The organism is Clostridium sp. AM58-1XD, from assembly GCF_003464085.1.
Classification (GTDB): Bacteria; Bacillota; Clostridia; order Lachnospirales; family Lachnospiraceae; genus Lachnoclostridium_A.
Window position 1 is genome coordinate 110,174 of record NZ_QSDR01000009.1, and the last position, 16,947, is coordinate 127,120.

General features: G+C 48.3%; 10 protein-coding genes and 2 pseudogenes. 2 read left to right on the forward strand and 10 right to left on the reverse strand.

Annotation, left to right across the window (positions count from 1 at the left end):
- Window positions 1-105 precede the first annotated feature (105 nt).
- The 4 genes and pseudogenes from DXA13_RS07560 to DXA13_RS22910 form a co-directional block, all read right to left on the reverse strand.
- Window positions 106-1,424, reverse strand: a pseudogene (locus tag DXA13_RS07560) (aspartate kinase).
- A 162-nt stretch (window positions 1,425-1,586) separates the two neighbouring features.
- Entirely contained in the window at window positions 1,587-2,174 is a 588-nt protein-coding gene (locus tag DXA13_RS07565; protein WP_118243036.1) for an HD domain-containing protein, read from the reverse strand.
- A gap of 16 nt (window positions 2,175-2,190) precedes the next feature.
- Window positions 2,191-2,538, reverse strand: a complete 348-nt coding sequence (locus DXA13_RS07570) for a DUF523 domain-containing protein (protein ID WP_347559755.1) — start codon at window positions 2,536-2,538, stop codon at window positions 2,191-2,193.
- Window positions 2,454-2,645, reverse strand: coding sequence for a DUF523 domain-containing protein (locus DXA13_RS22910; RefSeq protein ID WP_347559756.1), 192 nt, complete (start codon window positions 2,643-2,645; stop codon window positions 2,454-2,456). Before DXA13_RS22910 ends, DXA13_RS07570 begins: the two co-directional genes overlap by 85 nt.
- Before the next feature lie 142 nt (window positions 2,646-2,787).
- Between DXA13_RS22910 and DXA13_RS07575 the strand changes: the two genes are divergently transcribed.
- A complete protein-coding gene (locus DXA13_RS07575) occupies window positions 2,788-4,197 on the forward strand; it encodes a citrate transporter (protein WP_118243038.1) in 1,410 nt (469 codons plus the stop codon).
- A gap of 125 nt (window positions 4,198-4,322) precedes the next feature.
- Window positions 4,323-6,191, forward strand: coding sequence for an asparagine synthase (glutamine-hydrolyzing) (gene asnB / locus DXA13_RS07580; RefSeq protein WP_118243040.1), 1,869 nt, complete (start codon window positions 4,323-4,325; stop codon window positions 6,189-6,191).
- Between the two features lie 316 nt (window positions 6,192-6,507).
- Here asnB and DXA13_RS07585 read toward each other — a convergent pair whose 3' ends face one another.
- The 6 genes and pseudogenes from DXA13_RS07585 to DXA13_RS07610 form a co-directional block, all read right to left on the reverse strand.
- The gene (locus DXA13_RS07585) at window positions 6,508-8,400 is read right to left on the reverse strand and encodes a sensor domain-containing diguanylate cyclase (protein WP_118243042.1); all 1,893 of its coding nucleotides are present in this window, start codon (window positions 8,398-8,400) and stop codon (window positions 6,508-6,510) included.
- Window positions 8,401-8,448: 48 nt separating this feature from the next.
- Window positions 8,449-11,868, reverse strand: a complete 3,420-nt coding sequence (locus DXA13_RS07590; RefSeq protein ID WP_118243045.1) for an EAL domain-containing protein — start codon at window positions 11,866-11,868, stop codon at window positions 8,449-8,451.
- A gap of 399 nt (window positions 11,869-12,267) precedes the next feature.
- A pseudogene (gene ftsZ, locus DXA13_RS07595) lies at window positions 12,268-13,543 on the reverse strand (cell division protein FtsZ).
- Window positions 13,544-13,687: 144 nt separating this feature from the next.
- The gene (locus tag DXA13_RS07600) at window positions 13,688-14,410 is read right to left on the reverse strand and encodes a cell division protein FtsQ/DivIB (RefSeq protein WP_118243047.1); all 723 of its coding nucleotides are present in this window, start codon (window positions 14,408-14,410) and stop codon (window positions 13,688-13,690) included.
- Between the two features lie 11 nt (window positions 14,411-14,421).
- Window positions 14,422-15,675 (reverse strand): UDP-N-acetylglucosamine 1-carboxyvinyltransferase, encoded by a 1,254-nt coding sequence (gene murA, locus DXA13_RS07605; protein ID WP_118243049.1) that lies wholly within the window; start codon window positions 15,673-15,675, stop codon window positions 14,422-14,424.
- 89 nt (window positions 15,676-15,764) lie between these two features.
- On the reverse strand, window positions 15,765-16,925 hold the full coding sequence (locus DXA13_RS07610; RefSeq protein WP_118243051.1) for an FtsW/RodA/SpoVE family cell cycle protein: 1,161 nt from the start codon (window positions 16,923-16,925) through the stop codon (window positions 15,765-15,767).
- Window positions 16,926-16,947 lie beyond the last annotated feature (22 nt).

Consider the following 16,947-nt stretch of genomic DNA (forward strand, 5'->3'; position numbering starts at 1 on the left):
GCATGTCTTACTTTACTTTACAACACCCTCTTCTGAATTAAGCTTTCCGATCAAACCTCTGCGTTATAGTATAAACGGATGCCTCTTAAAAGTCCAGTATGTTTCCTACAGTTCTGTCGTGATGAAAATGTCATAGATCGCCTGGATCGCATTTTCAAAATCAGAGTTTTTAACGCCTACAATAATATTGGTCTCGCTGGAGCCCTGGTCAATCATCTTTACGTTGACCCTGGCATGTGCCAGCGCCGAAAAAATTCTTCCGGCTGTACCTCTGTTGCCCCTCATCCCGCGGCCAACGACGGCGATCAGGGCCAGGTCGGATTCCAGATCGATGAAGTCCGGCTGTACCGCTCTGTGGATACCGGAAATTACGGACTGTTCATGTTCTACAAATTCCGTCTGGTGTACGAAAACGGTCATCGTATCGATGCCGGACGGCATATGCTCAAAGGATATGCCTGATGCTCAAACACTTCCAGAACCTTGCGACAGAAGCCTACTTCCGCATTCATCATGGCTTTTTCGATGTATACGGAGCAGAATCCCTTCTTTCCGGCAATGCCTGTAATGGTATATTTCGGCCTTCTGCAGGTGTTCTCTACAATCAGAGTCCCCTTGTCCTCCGGCTTATTCGTATTGCGGATGTGAATTGGAATTCCTTCCTTTCTCACCGGGAAAATGGCGTCTTCATGGAGTACACTGGCTCCCATATAGGAAAGCTCTCTCAGCTCCTTATACGTAATCGTCTCAATTACCTGGGGATCCTTAATCACCCTTGGATCACCTACCAGGAATCCCGATACGTCGGTCCAGTTCTCGTACAAATCAGCATGAATTGCACGTGCGACGATGGAGCCTGTTATATCGGAACCGCCTCTGGAAAATGTGCGGATGCTTCCGTCAGGAGCCGAACCGTAAAAGCCGGGAATGACTGCCCTGTCCGTATTCTCCAGCCGTTCCGACAGTTCTCTGTCCGTCTCTTCTGCCAGGAAATTGCCGTTTTCATCGAAGAAAATGACGTCTGCCGCGTCTACAAATTCGTAGCCCAGATAGCTGGCCATCACGATGCCGTTGAGATATTCGCCGCGGGAAGCCGCGTAATCTCTTCCCTTTCTGCCTGTAAAGTTCTCTTCGATCGTCTGGAATTCGTGGTCCAGATTCAGGTTCAGATTCAGCCCGTCGATGATTTCCTGATAACGGCCGGCTATCTTATCCAGAATCTTCTTATAGCTTTTTCCTTCGCTTGCAGCATCATAGCACTGGTAAAGCAGATCCGTAACCTTCTCGTCTTTGTCATTCCGCTTTCCAGGAGCAGAAGGAATTACATATCTTCTGCTCTTGTCCGAACGGATAATATCGCCTACTTTTTTAAACTGTCTCGCACTGGCAAGGGAACTGCCGCCAAATTTCACAACCGTCTTCATACTATTCTCTCCTCAGATCCATAACTTTTGCCCATATTGCCAAAATCTGCCTGAAAATAAGGTTTTTACACAAGTCAGGACAATTTACGGGAAATCATATCGTATTTTGTTCCGGCTGTCAAGAGTTTTTCCATCACAAAGCGACACTTGTCCGCACAGCAGCTACACCCGTTCCATTTCTTCTTCAATCTGTTTCTCACAGGAACGCATAGCCAGAATCGTTTTCTCCATCAGCTCTTCCAGCGTCCATCCAAGACGGTCTGCCCCTGTCTTTATGATGTCACGGGAACATCCTGCTGCGAATCTCTTGTCCTTGAACTTCTTTTTCAGGCTGGATACCTCCAAGTCGGCCGCGCTTTTCGAAGGCCGCATTCTTACTGCGGCACCGATCAGTCCTGTAAGCTCGTCCGCTGCGAACATCACCTTCTCCATCTCATGTTCCGGCTCCACATCGGAACATATTCCATATCCATGGCTGCAGACTGCGTGGACAAGGTCTTCTTCCGCATTGATTTCCGCCAGAAGTTCAGGTGCCTTTTTACAATGCTCTTCCGGATATTTTTCGAAATCCACATCGTGCAAAAGGCCTGCCAGCCCCCAGAACTCCTCTTCCTCGCCATATCCCATCTCTCCGGCGTACCATCTCATAACCGCCTCTACCGTCAGAGCATGAAGAATATGGAACGGCTCCTGATTATATTTTTTTACCAGCGCCATCGCTGCTTCTCTTGTAACTGCTGTTTTTTTCATTGGTTTTAATCCTTTCTTACTTTCTTAATTTCTCTTTCAGGAGGGAGATGCTGCTTTCTCCCACCACTTCGATTCCCTTCTTGAGGAACCGTTCTGCCGTAATTCCGTTTCCTGGCACCAGCCGTCCTCCGAAGGTGCCGTCATGGATCTGTCCGCAGCCGCAGGACGGACTGCGCTCTTTCAGCAGAGCGTACCTGCATCCAAAGAATTCAGCTGCCTTCAAAGCCTCCTCTGCGCCCTTCCTGTAGCTCTCCGTGACATCGCAGCCGCTGCACGTGATCACTCTGCCGTCGCGAATCTCAGCCGGATCCCTGGGCGTTCTAAGGCTCCCAGCTGCTCCGGACAGACCGGAACAAGGTGGCACAGTTTTCCGATCTCTTCAATACCATCATATTTTTTCGCTTTTCCGTCATACCGGCAGCGCAGTCCCAGAAGGCACGCGCTCACCAGCACAGTTTCTGTCTTATCCATTCAGCACCCCCTTTTTCTTTCCGGTTATTATATCGCGTTTTTCCGACGTTATCAATAGCAGGTATTTTTTGCGATTTTACATCCCCAATTTTCGTTCTGAACATATATATAAAATATATCCTATTCTAAAGGAGCAATCATCATGCTGGAAACTGCCATTACGCTGACTCCGCTTCATTATTTGTATATAATTGGCGTTATTGTCATCCTTACGGTCATGATTCTCAAAAAGGACACGCCGGCCGTCTGCATCGGTTTTTTGTTTCTCATCGGTGCAGTCGGACTTGGAAGCATTATCGGCGGCGTTCAGGTTGTATTCAACTCCATCCTCTACGCCGCGATTCAGTTCATGGAAATCATTGCCACAATCGCCCTCGTCACAGCTCTTTCAAAATGCCTTATGGATCTTGGAAGCGACTATCTGCTCATGACCCCCATGTCCAAGGTAATGAAAACTCCGCAGGTCACATGGTGGATCCTTGGGTTGACCATGCTCATCTTCTCCCTGTTCTTATGGCCTTCCCCGTCTGTCGCCCTCGTCGGAGCCATTATGCTCCCATTTGCCGTGAGGGCCGGCCTGAAGCCGCTGGCTGCTGCCATGGCCATGAATCTCTTCGGCCACGGAATTGCGCTGAGCTATGATTTCGTCATTCAGGGAGCTCCCGCTATATCTGCCGGCGCTGCAGGGATTGACGCTTCGCAGATTCTCAGTGAAGGAAAATACATTTTCTGGGCCATGGGCGCCGTAACCGTCATTTCAGCCTTTCTTCTCAACAGAAAATCCATGGCTTTCTCAGAAGAAAATCCGGCTCTTCACGCTCTGACAGCCGATGAAGAGGAGGAAATTCCGGATATTCCGGAAGACTCCGGAAGGCTGAAAAAAGCTGCTGTCATTCTGGCCATTCTCACTCCTGCCGCTTTCCTGTGCGACATCATCTTCATGGTTGTCTTCCACTTAAACGGCGGTGATGCTACGAGTATCGTATCAGGAACTGCCGTACTGCTCATGTGCGCAGGCGCAGTTCTCGGGTTCCAGAAAAGAGCTCTGGAAAAGGTAACGGATTATTTGACCGACGGTTTTCTGTTCGCTATCAAAATCTTTGCTCCCGTTATCGTTATCGGAGCATTTTTCTTTTTAGGCGGCGAAGGCATCGGCCAGATCATGGGCGATTCATTTGCCGGAAATGGAATCATGAATGACTGGGCCGTATGGCTGGCTCACAACGCGCCTATGAACAAATATATGGCTGCCCTGATCGAACTGATCGTAGGCGGCCTCACCGGCCTGGACGGCTCCGGCTTCTCAGGGCTGCCGCTTACCGGTTCTCTCGCAAACACCTTCGGTTCCGCCGTTGGGGCTTCCGTACCGGTGCTCGCTTCTCTCGGCCAGATTGCCGCCATCTTCGTAGGAGGAGGCACGATTGTTCCCTGGGGCATTATCCCTGTAGCAGCCATTTGCAATGTCAGCCCGCTGGAACTGGCTAGGAAGAATCTGGTTCCTGTATTTATCGGATTCACAGCCGCTTTCATCGTCGCCTGCTTCCTTCTCTAGGACATTTGGAACAAAGAGTTCCCCTGCGGAACTCCCGCTTCGGAGCGCGGCCGGTTCTACGGCCATACTCCCTCTGCGGGAAACGCTTTTTTCAGAAATAAACAAACATATAAGGAGATGTATTTATGTCAGGTATTGCAGGATTTTATCATCCTTCCAAAGATTATATGGATCGGGAAGAATACTATCAGAATCAGCTGGATCATTTTAACAGAGTGCTGAAACGGCGCGGTCCCGATGACTCCGGCACCTTTCTCTCTTCTCACTGCGGCCTTTCCAGAACATGGCTGGCTGTCAACGATACAAAAACAGGCCATCAGCCGGTTCAGATGAAAAAGGGGGACCGTACCCTGACGCTCGTATGCGACGGCGAATTATATAATAAAAAAGAGCTGGTTCAGGATCTGGTTTCCAAAGGGTTTACTGAACTTGCGTCCGGTTCTTTCCCGCCCAGCGACGGCGAAGTTCTGCTGGCCGGTTTTTTTGAATACGGCCCCGACTTCATCGAACAGGTAAACGGGCCCTTTGCCATAGCCCTGTATGACAGCACCGCTTCGTCGGTACGCCTGTTCCGGGACCGTTCCGGCATCAAGCCGCTTTTTTATTCCTATCAGGACGGCGAACTGGTCTTTGCCTCTGAAATCAAAGGACTGTTTTCCTTTCCGAACATCCGTCCGCAGCTGGACAAAACAGGCCTGAATGAAGTATTCAGCCTTGGACCGGCCAGAACATACGGCAGCGGAATCTTCTGCGGGATACGCGAAGTTCTGCCCGCCCATTTTCTCTCCTGTTCTTCAGACGGACTTAATGAAACCTGTTACTGGACCCTCTCAAGCCACCCCCACGAGGACGATTATGAGACCACCGTCGCAAAAACATCTCAGTTGGTCCAGGATGCCATCCTCCGTCAGATGGAATCCGATGTGCCTATTTGTACCTTTCTCTCCGGAGGTGTAGATTCCAGCCTTGTTTCCGCCGTCTGTGCCAGAGAACTGAAAAAACATAACCGGCGCCTTACCACCTATTCCTTTGATTTCGCAGACAGCGAAAAATATTTTCACGCCACAGCTTTTCAGCCTTCCCTCGATAAACCATTCGTAGAAAAAATGGTTTCCTTCCTGGACAGCGACCATCATTATCTGGAATGTACCACACGCAACCAGGCGGATGCCCTTTACGATTCGATCAAAGCACATGACCTCCCGAATATGGCGGATGTGGATTCCTCCATGCTGTACTTCTGTTCTCTTGTAGGGCATGACAGTCACGTCGTCCTGACGGGAGAATGCGCCGACGAGATCTTCGGCGGCTATCCCTGGTTCCACAAAGAAGAGTGCCTTTCAGCAGACACCTTCCCATGGACTATGGATCTGGATGCCAGAAAGGTGCTTCTGAAAGACGAGTTTACCGACTATCTGGGCATGGAAGATTATGTAGCAGAAGCATACCACAAATCAGTTGCGGAGACTCCGGCCTGGGAAGGAGACTCCCCGGAAGAAAAGAAGCGCAGGAAAATTGCATATCTGAATCTGAAATGGTTTATGCAGACGCTTTTAAACCGTATGGACAGAGACGGCTCTTATTCCGCCCTTGCAGCCCGGGTGCCTTTTGCCGATTACCGCATCATTGAATATCTTTGGAATGTGCCGTGGGATATGAAAGCCAGCGGCGGTGTCGTCAAAGGCCTTCTGCGCGAAGCCGGAAGCGGTCTTCTGCCGGAAGAAATCCTTTGGCGGCGAAAATCGCCTTATCCGAAGACGTATGATACGGGATATGAATCCCTCATCGCCTCCAGAGTCCGTGAAATGATGGCGGATTCTGCTTCCCCAGTCCTCCCCTTCCTGGATAAAAAGAAGGTCGAAAAATTCCTTGAAAGCCCGTCTGATTATGGAAAGCCGTGGTACGGACAGCTGATGGCTGCGCCTCAGATGATGGCCTATATTCTTCAGATCAATTACTGGCTCAAGGAATACGGCATCCGCCTCATACTCTGATCCCCAAGGACGAACACCCGTATTTTCCCTTCGAAGACCGGCGGATTCACCACGGCGAACCGCCGCGCCAGCGCGGTTCCCGGTAAAGCGGGGCATGATACCGCCTCAGCGGCATAAATCCTTTCCCGCGAGTGCGCCTACCCGATCATGCGGGTACGCTGTCCATAGAGGATCGCTTTTTCCTATCCAGGAATCAAGCACTTTAACACTTTGCAAGAATAAGGTTTTCCACGAAAAGTAAAAAAACGCCCCCCGATATCAGATTTTGTTCTAGAACGGCAGCAATTGCCGGATCTGATATCGTGGGCGTTTCTGGTTAATGGCGAACGGTAAATCCGTTCTTTCCTCTCTGTTTTGTCTGATAGAGAGCCCCATCTGCATTCTGATACAAAGTGTCGAAATCGGTTCCGTCTTCCGGGCTTATGGCGACTCCAATGCTGGCCGACATCTCCCATCTGGCTTCCCCGCTGATGCAGACGGTGTTCAGGGCCGCCGATAATTCCTCTGCTTTTTTATTCACCCAGCTTTCGTCCGGAACCTGAATAAACGCCGCGAACTCATCCCCTCCAATTCGTCCAAGGATATCATTCTTCCTGAAATGGTCCCGTATGATTTCTGTAAACCTGCGTATGCACAAATCGCCGAATACATGGCCGAAGCAGTCGTTCGCCTGTTTGAAGTTATCGATATCAAAAATGAAAAATGCATATCGCTCACCAGGGTTCTCAGAAAGGCTGCTGCTGATAAAGCGCTCCGCTGATGTTCTTGTCAGAAATCCCGTCATTCCGTCTGTAAGGGCCTGAATCTCCCGTTTTCTCTCCTCATCAATATTTTTCCGGTAGGTAAACATATGAAGGGAGTCGTCTTCTGCGGAATAGAACACGTATGCGTCAATCCGCATCCAATAATAATCCCTCCCGTCCTGCGTAATCATAAAATCATATCTGAGATGATTATTTCCCTGATCGTATTCCCGCATTACATTCTGCGGGCTGAACGTCTTTACATATCCTTCCCTGTACTCCTCTTTGATCTGCTTTTCAGCAATTACTCTCAGCCCCTCATCATATGGAAATCCCTTCGCCCCCAGGCTTTCGAAATACTCTTCTGTCCGTTTCCCTACATAACAGTTTCTCGTTATGTTAAATTCATAAATGTTATCATAAAGTTCTTCCGTGGCTCTTTTAAATACTGCCTGCCTTTCCTCCATCAGTTCCGTAATCTGTCTGTTGAAGTTTTTAATTACGGTCGTTATTACTATGAGGACAATCAGAATAACCGCTGCAAGGATGAAACCTGTCAGGCAGACCTGGCGGTGAATTTCTCTTGCCAGCCTCCCCGTATTCTGCTCAATAATAAGGCTCCACGAAAGCTCCGGTATATACCTGGTTACGATATAGCTTCTTTCAATACTGGACAAATCAGAGGAAGACCACAGTTCCAGGTTCGACCGGTCTTTTTTCCAGCCTAAAATCTGTTCTCTTATATTTTCCTGTCCATACACCTCAAACCAGTCTTTATGTTCATATCCCGTATACGTAGTGGATATCTGGATATAGCCGTCAGAACTGACGAGGCTCGCTTCAATTCCATATTTATTTTCATATCCCGCCAGCAGCTCCTTTAAGTAGTCGATTCGGATGCCGACGCCGACTACTCCGAGAACCGTACCGTCCGTGTCCTGTACCTTGCAGTTTACAAAGACCGTAATATCATTATCCGCGCCTTTGACCTCATCGTTGTCAATATTTATCGTATATTCCGAATCATCGTCCAGAAGCCGATAATACCATTCGTTTTCGGGATCTTCTCTCGTCAGCACCCGGTCCAGTCCGTCAAAGTTATAATAATTTCCTGTAGCGGTTGAGACCAGAAATACAGAGTCAAATCCATACTTTTTCCTGTACGTTTCCAGATAAGTTCTGGTCGTATCGATATAACCGGCAGGATCAGGATTATCCCCCTCCTTTTGAAGGTGTTCGGCAAGGAGGCTGTCATGAGCCATTGTCAGTGAAATATTGACCGGCTTTGCGAACATTGTTGTAAGACGATAATAAATGCCCTCGGACGTCAAGGATGAAACCTGCTCAATCCTGTCCAGAGAAGCCTGATAATTGGCTCTGTAGCTGAAAACTGCAGTCAGGACGAAGCCGATTATTAAAACAATACTGATTACCAAATTCGTTTTAAACAGCTTATGATTTTTCAATATACAGCACCTTTGTCCCTTCCGCCTGCTTTTGCAAAACCTTCACGATCATTCCTTTTTTAAACGCGCCCCATGTCTGTACGGGCTTTTGTCCGCTCTGCTTTTGTCCGCCTGCATCTCTTTCATAAGAACCTTCATCCTGTTCCTCAGTTTCACCGTTTCAGTCACGTCCATAATCACTCCTTGCAGAAATGTTCTTCCTCCGTATTCCATATACTGACTCTGGTCGACCACCCAGATATAGCCCTTTTTGCTCATCATCCGATATTCGATGCTGTAGCCGCTGCCGTTTTCCTTCAGGTATTCTACCCCCATGTCAACCTTCTTCCTGTCGTCGGGATGAACCATATTCATAAATTTATCGCCAAAGATTTCCGTAATCTCCTTCCTTGTATATCCGAATATCTCCAGAAAACGGCTGCTGATATAAGTAAAATCATAATCCGGCGTCCGTGCACAGCGGTGATATCCTCCAGGCATATCATTGTTCAGAAAATAGAGTTCCTGATTTTTTTCCGTCAAAAGGGCATTTCGTTCTGCCAGCTGCTGCCGTGCCATCATCGGTTCTGATATGTCCGTACAGGCGCTTACGATCGCAAGCCTGCCGTCCTCTGCCTGGACGATCTTCCCTTTGTCCAGGGACCAGAACCACGTTCCGTCCTTTTTCGGCATACGGTACGTGGTGGTGTATTCCAGACCGGGATAGTATTCCGGGCCGATATCACGGGCCACCTGCTCTCTGTCATCTGGATGAATCGTATTGATTACTTTTCCGTCTATGGCCTGCTCTAGTTCCTCATAAGAATCATATCCCAGGAGCTTTACCATTTCATAGTTGGCAAAATAGAGGGGGAAACCGTCTTCACAGTAGCCGCCGATCATTCCGCCCGGACTCATCTGTGCAAAAATTGCGGCTGCAGCCCTTCTGTTTTCTTCTGTCAGCCTCATAAATGCCCGGTCCTTATTCGATACGTTTACAACAGCTGCCAGCGCCCTCTGGGAAGCCTCCAGCCTCTTCTCCTTCTGCTTCTGCTCAGAGACATCGCTGATTGAGCCGTAATACAGCTTTCTTCCGTCCTGCTCCCTCAGGAAAAAGGCCCGGAAATGAATCCATACAACGCTTCCATCTCCTTTATACCGGCGTACGTCACCCTCGGCTCCTTTTAGCTGGTTCCTGTACGCTTCACTGAAAATATGTAAAATTGTGCCGTAATCTTCCTGGTAGACGGCTTCCAGAATATTTTTCTTTCCCTCTTCCAGATCAACGGGATTCATTCCCGTAACCTTGTAATACTGTTCATTGACCCTCAACAGCTTTATTTCCCTGCCGCATGCTTCATACAGGCCGATTCCCCCGAGAATATTGTTCATCATCGTCTCGCTGAAAATGTCGTCATTCAGAAGTTCTTTAATTCTCAGCCGATCGATGATCTTTCCTCTTATACCTCTGAAATCTATATTCGATTCGTCTTCCAGAATAGCTTCGCACATGTCAATCGGCATGGGACGGTGTAAGTAATATCCCTGTCCGTAAAGGCAGCCCATATTTACGAGAAAGTCCATCTGTTCTTTCGTCTCCACGCCTTCTGCGATCAGTTTCAACCCCATGAACCGCGCCATGCTTGTAATGGTTTCCAGAATTCCGACTCCCTTTCCTGCACTCTGTTCCGTCATGTTGAGAAATTTCATGTCGATCTTCAACACATCTACGTTGACATCCTTGAGCATATTAAGGGAAGAATAGCCGCTTCCAAAGTCGTCCATCAGCACCAGAAATCCGGCTTTTCTCAGATTTTCGATTACTCCGGAAATGATCTGATATTCCTCTGAATAAGCGCTTTCCGTAATTTCTACTTCAATCAGCCTCGGCTCCAGGTCATACTTCTTTACAAGTCCCCGCAGGCATTCCACAATATCCAGCGTATAGATATCCACCCGGGAAACATTGATGGAGACTGGAATCGGCCGCCTTCCCCTGTCAATCCACCTTCTTACGTGGCTGCAAACCGTATCCCAAACATAGATATCCAGATTGGTGATAAACCCGTTTTTTTCCAGTATCGGTATGAAATCTCCCGGAGGAATCATTCCGCGTTTTGGATGGTTCCAGCGCACAAGCGATTCCATTCCCACAATCTTTCCATTCGTCATGTCGCACTGAGGCTGCAGGTAAAATGTGAATTCTCTGTTTTCTAACGCCCTCTGCACCTCTGACAGAAGGAGGTGATTTTCTTCCATCTTCTTCATCATGCGCGAGTCGTAAACGCACACTCTCTGCGCATAGTTTCCCTTGACAGATTCCAGGGCGATGGCGGCCCTGTCATACATGGTGCTGACGGAAATAGTTTCTTCCTCTATTACGTATATGCCGAACGCAGGGAAAAATCCGGCGTTATCTCCGTACTGCCTGACAAGCCCAATGATCCTTTCCTGAAGCTCATTGAGCAGCTTTTTGTCATCGGGCAGGATAATGACAAAATCATCTCCTCCCATGTAGCCGGCAATTCCCCTGTTTTCATCCTGAAGCTTCCCCAGCTGTCTTCCTATGCCGACTAAAAACTGGTCCCCCTCTTCCTGTCCGTACCACTCGTTAAACAGTTTGAAATGTTCGATATCAATTGCCATCAGGCAGTATTTTACGCCTCTGTGCTGTTTCAAAAACTGCTCTGCCTCGTTGAAAAATATATTTCTCCGGTAAAGTCCGGTCAGTCTGTCTTTCCCAGTCTCCAGAAGGCTGTTCTGTTCTGCCGTTTTCCGTTCTTTGATCTTCTGATCGTTGATGTCCTGTATAAAGCACATCACTATGTGATCGCTCTGTCTCTCGTTAAACAGAGGCACGACGATCTGGCTTACCCAGCAGTATTCCCCTGTCTGCATCCTTTTTCGAAACTGCCCTCTCAGCACCTGATTTTCCTTTCCCATGGAAGCGCGGTCAAAGATGCTGTTTAAATTCCAAAAGGCCAGAAAGCCTTCTCTGTCATCTGGATGAATCATATAATCGGATACATCTCTCATCATCTGATCCAGAGCACCTTCTACCTCCGGAATCACATATTTTCCGTTGATATGATAGAGAATCCTGTATGTATTTTTCGTCAGATTGAGTTCGAACAGTTCGTCATAAACGGAGATATTCGTCAGATTATAGAACAGATTTTTATTGCCTTCTCTGATCTCTTTAACCATAATAACCGTGCAGCTGCCTGATCCCGGCCACTCAATATTCCCGCTGTCCACTTCCAGCCACTTCTGCATAATCTTATTATAGAACATGACGGATTCCGTTTCCCGCCGCTCGAGCGGGCAGCCCCTGCAAGGTTCCTCTTCATCGCAAAATACCCGATAACAGACATCCCCCTTTTTCAGGCGCGCAAAAATCGCCTGTACTTTTTTATTAAAAGATACGACATGGTATTGATCGTCGATTACGTAAATCCCTGCTTCTTCATTATCAGCACATCTGCCCATACATTTACCATCCTATGCCAGTTTATGGTCAATATCTCACATTATCTTTCACAATTATATCTCTTTTTTGTATATGGCCGTCAATCTTTATGTCGATTCGTGTACATCAAAAATCCCCGCGCTTTTCGGGCGCGGGAAGGGAATCGGCTTGACCTGGCAGTCAATCCGCAGCAAAAATCCCCGCGCTTTTCAGGCGCGGGGAGGGAATCGGCTTGGCCTGGCGGTCAATCCGCAGCAAAAATCCCCGCGCTTTTCGGGCGCGGGAAGGGAATCGGCTTGACCTGGCGGTCAATCCGCAGCAAAAATCCCCGCGCTTTTTTGGCGCGGGAAGGGAATCGGCTTGACCTGGCGGTCAATCCGCAGCAAAAATCCCCGCGCTTTTCGGGCGCGGGGATTTTTTTAGTTCTTTTTATTTCGATCCTGGAGGAAGGATGGGATTACGATTCCTTCACGGTTAATCTGTCTGTTATATCCGCCGGACGGGTTTGTCTTCTGGCCGGAGGCCGCAGGCGCCTGTCCGCCTCCCTGGCGCGGCTGAGCCTGTGTATTAAAGGACTGTTTTCCATACCCCTGCTGAGAAGGCGCTGCTGCCGGCTGCTGATAGGAATGATTTGCCGTTGCTGCTGCCTCTGCTGAAGAAGACGGCATCTTTGGAGCCAGCTTCTTATATGGATTCGGGTTGCTGAAATCTTTCATTACTTTAGATACAGGCGTGCTGATCAAAGTCTTGTCCGTAAGACCTGTTGCGATAACGGTAATTGTAGCCTCATCCTGTGCATTTTCATCGTACATAGCACCGAAGATGATATTTGCCTCGTCGCCTGCCAGCTCCTGAACGTAGCTTGCAGCTTCATTGGCTTCAATCAGGCTGATATCTCCGGAAATATTAATGATGACATGGCTTGCGCCTCAATCGTGGTCTCAAGAAGCGGGCTGGATACTGCCTGCTCTACTGCTTCCTTGGCCTTTTCGTCGCCTTTGCATGGCCAATGCCGATGTGAGCGATGCCCTTGTCCGTCATAACGGTCTGAACGTCAGCAAAATCTAAGTTAATCAGCCCCGGAACATTGATCAGATCTGTTATCCCCTGAACGGCCTGCTGAAGAACCTCATCTGCTTTCTTAAGAGCTTCAGGCATGGTTGTCCTTCTGTCTACGATTTCAAGAAGTTTATCATTCGGAATTACAATCAGGGTATCCACACTCTCTTTCAAGTTCTCAATTCCCTGAAGTGCATTGGACATACGTGTTTTCGCTTCAAAGCGGAACGGTTTTGTAACCACTCCTACTGTGAGAATCCCCATATCTTTTGCAATTTTGGCTACAACAGGAGCAGCGCCGGTACCTGTACCGCCGCCCATACCGCAGGTCACGAACACCATATCCGCACCTTTCATGGCCTGTGCCAGTTCTTCAGAACTCTCTTCCGCAGCTTTCTCGCCGATCTCAGGCTTTGCTCCTGCTCCGAGTCCCTTTGTAAGCTTCTCGCCGATCTGCATCGCCGTAGGAGCCTTGCAGAACTGCAATGCCTGCTTGTCCGTGTTAATACCAATGAATTCCACACCGGCGATATTCTCATCAATCATTCTGTTAACGGCATTATTTCCTGCACCGCCTACACCAATTACAATAATCCTCGCAGCATTTTCAGCCTCATTTATTTTAATCTCTAACAAGAATATATCCTCCTTTAACTTCTCACTATCTATCTTCGCTATAACGCTATGAATGTACTTTTTGACCTTATCTTATACTATATTTGATTTTCAAAAAAATATCAACCACTAATTCCGTAATTTTTCAACAAATTATGAAAATTTTCACTTTTTCTTAAAAGTATACATCATGCTGGTATTCGTTTCGTCAAAAGTGTCCAGATAAAGTACTCCTGCCATTCCCTGAAGGGCCGGCAGCATGTCGTTAAGGGCTGATATTTTGCCGTTGATATCGGAATCATCTCCTAAAACCACCTCGATATCCCCCATGATCAGATTCGCATTCCGTTTACCGTCATACTGGATCTTGTCCACCTTTATTTCATAGCCGGAGAGCGCCTGTGTAAGGTTTAAAATATCGTCAAAAATTTCTTCATTTTCCACAGGCAGAGGCTGATACAGTACAATGTGTCCAAACTTGAGCCCTGTCACAAGCGGTATGCCGTCCAGCTTTTTATTCGTGCTTTCCACGATGATTCCATCCTTATCAAAATACATATTACTGCTCATATAAGTCAGATAGCCGACGATCTTTTTCTCATAGACAATCACTTCGATCTTATGGAATCCCTGGAATACAATCTTATAATCTTCTATAAACGGAATCTTTTCGTGATCTCCAAACCGGTATTTCAGGTAACTGTATGCCATATTCCGGTCCTTTTTCTCCGGAAACAGCCTTTGAACAAGCTCTTCATTCGTATATTTGGTATTTCCTGTAATCGTGATCTCTCTGATATTCATGGACAGCACTGCGATGACGAGCAGGAGCAGAACAGCAAAGGCTGCTCCTGCCACGACTCTGCCTTTTTTCTTCTGGGGATTCATGGGTTCCTCCTTTAGTCCTCTATCCATCGGATATCCGCTCCGACCGCTTTCAAATCACGGCAGATATCTTCATAACCTCTTTCTATATGATAGCATTTTTTTATTCTTGTCACTCCGTCGGCAGCCAGAGCTGCCGCCACGAGAGCCGCGCCTCCCCGCAGGTCGGTCGCTTCTACTTCTGCGCCGTGAAGACGTCTGCCTCCGTTAACAATGGCCGCATTCCCTTCCACAAAAATATCGGCCCCCATTTTTCTCAGTTCCCGCACAGCCTCATACCGGCCGTCGAAAATATTTTCTTCAATTCTGCTCACCCCGTCTGCCCCTGCCATCAGCGCTAAAAACGGAGACTGCAGATCCGTGGGAAATTCCGGATATGGCCCGGTAGCGACAGATACCGGCTTCACCCTGCCGTTCATTTTCACCGATACGTAATCCGATCCGGCAGTTACATCTCCTCCCGCCTGTTTTAGCACCGCTTCTACCCTGGCAAGTTCTTCCGGGAAGATTCCCTTTGCCTTTACTTCCCCTCCGGCCGCCATGGCCGCCATCAGGTAAGTGCCTGCTACAATTCTGTCCCCGGGAGCATGAAAGCGGCTGTCGTGAAAACCGTTTACTCCCAGAACGATCAGTTCATCCGTTCCCACCCCTGATATGCACGCTCCCATCCCGCTTAAAAAACGGCAGAATGATATGATCTCCGGTTCCATGGCCGCTCCATGGATCACCGTCCTTCCCTCGGCTCTGACTGCGCCGAGAAGCGCATTTTCCGTGGCTCCCACGCTGGGGAACGGAAAGAAAATATCGGCTCCGACGAGTTTGTCTGCCGCAGCCAAAATCCTGCATCCGTCTTCCCTGATTACAGCTCCCAGCCTTTCGAGCGCCTTCAAATGCAGGTCGACAGGACGCTTTCCTATGGAACATCCTCCCGGATAACATGTAAATGCTCTCCTGTTCCTGCCCAAAAGGGCTCCCAGAAGGATAATGGATGAGCGCATCATTTTGACATAGTCCTCCGGGACCTCGCTCTTCAAATCCCCATCTGCATCGATGGCAAGAACATTCCCTTCCATGCTGCATCTGCATCCTATATATTCTAATATCCCCATCATGCAGGAGACGTCCTGTATTCTGGGGACATTTTCAATAATCGTAATTCCTTTGTGAAGTACGGAAGCTGCCATCATCGGCAGTACTGCATTTTTTGAACCCTGTATCTCTATTTCGCCGCGAAGGGACGTTCTCCCACAGATTTGTATGTTTGACAATTCCACTGCCTCCTGCAACTTCTATATCCTATCTTATGCAGGAATGCACGTCTCTGTACATAAATTATGGAAGGCTTCCTTAACCGGCCTTATTTTTCCAGCTTAATCTGGTTGGATACGCTGAGCACCAGCCCCATCTCCATCATCAGAAACAGAACCGACGTACCTCCATAGCTGATAAACGGCAGGGTGATACCCGTATTGGGGATCGTATTCGTAACAACGGCGATATTCAGGATGACCTGAATCGCAATATGTCCCATGACTCCCACTACCATGAGCGCGCCGAACAGATCAGGCGCATTATTGGCAATCAGCATAAATCTGTATATCATAAAAACGAAGATCAGGATGACCGATACGGCACCGAACAGGCCCAGCTCTTCACAGATAATGGAAAAGATCATATCGTTCTGCGCCTCCGGCACGAATCCCATTTTCTGGATACTCTCTCCCAGCCCTTTTCCCATCAGACCTCCGGAGCCGATGGCATACAGTCCCTGAAGCACCTGGAATCCGCCTTCCTGAGAAAACTGTTCCGGATTCAGCCATACGTTGATTCGGTTCAGCTGGTAGTCATGAAGAAGCCCGACAGCCGTGAGGCCTGCGCCGATCTGGCCCGCAAAGGTCAGGGTGAATACGGCAGCTCCTCCGCAAGCGGCAAATACCAGTTTCTTCTTCGTCGCCACAAAAAGCATAACAAATACGATTCCGCAGATAATAATACCGGAACTCAGGTTGTTCAGCGTGACGAGCAGTGCAAGAGGAAGGGCAAGCCCCGCCACAAAACACATGGAACGCCAGTTGTTGATCTTCTTGCCCATCTGGGTAATCACCACCGCCAGGGATACGATCAGCGCGATCTTAACAAACTCCGTCGGCTGAAAGCTTAATGTTCCCACGCCCAGCCATCTTCTCTTTCCGTTTACCTTGCGTCCCACAAGGCTTACCGCTATCATCAGTACATAAGAAAGTCCATAGGCGAGAAATGCAAATCTGGCGAACACATGATAATCGATTTTGGAAATCACCAGCATGATAAAAAAACCTGCCAGCGCGATCATGGCCTGCCTCTTCATGAAATATGCCGCATCACCGTCATGAAGAATCTGCGCCTTATAGGAACTGGCGCTGTAAATCATAATCAGTCCGAATACTGTCAGAAATATAATCGTGAACAGCAGACTGTAATCGTAAAACCTGCGGACTCTTTTCTTTTTTTTACGCCTAACCTCTTCTTCATAAGCCATTTCAGGCCTTCTACCTGCCACT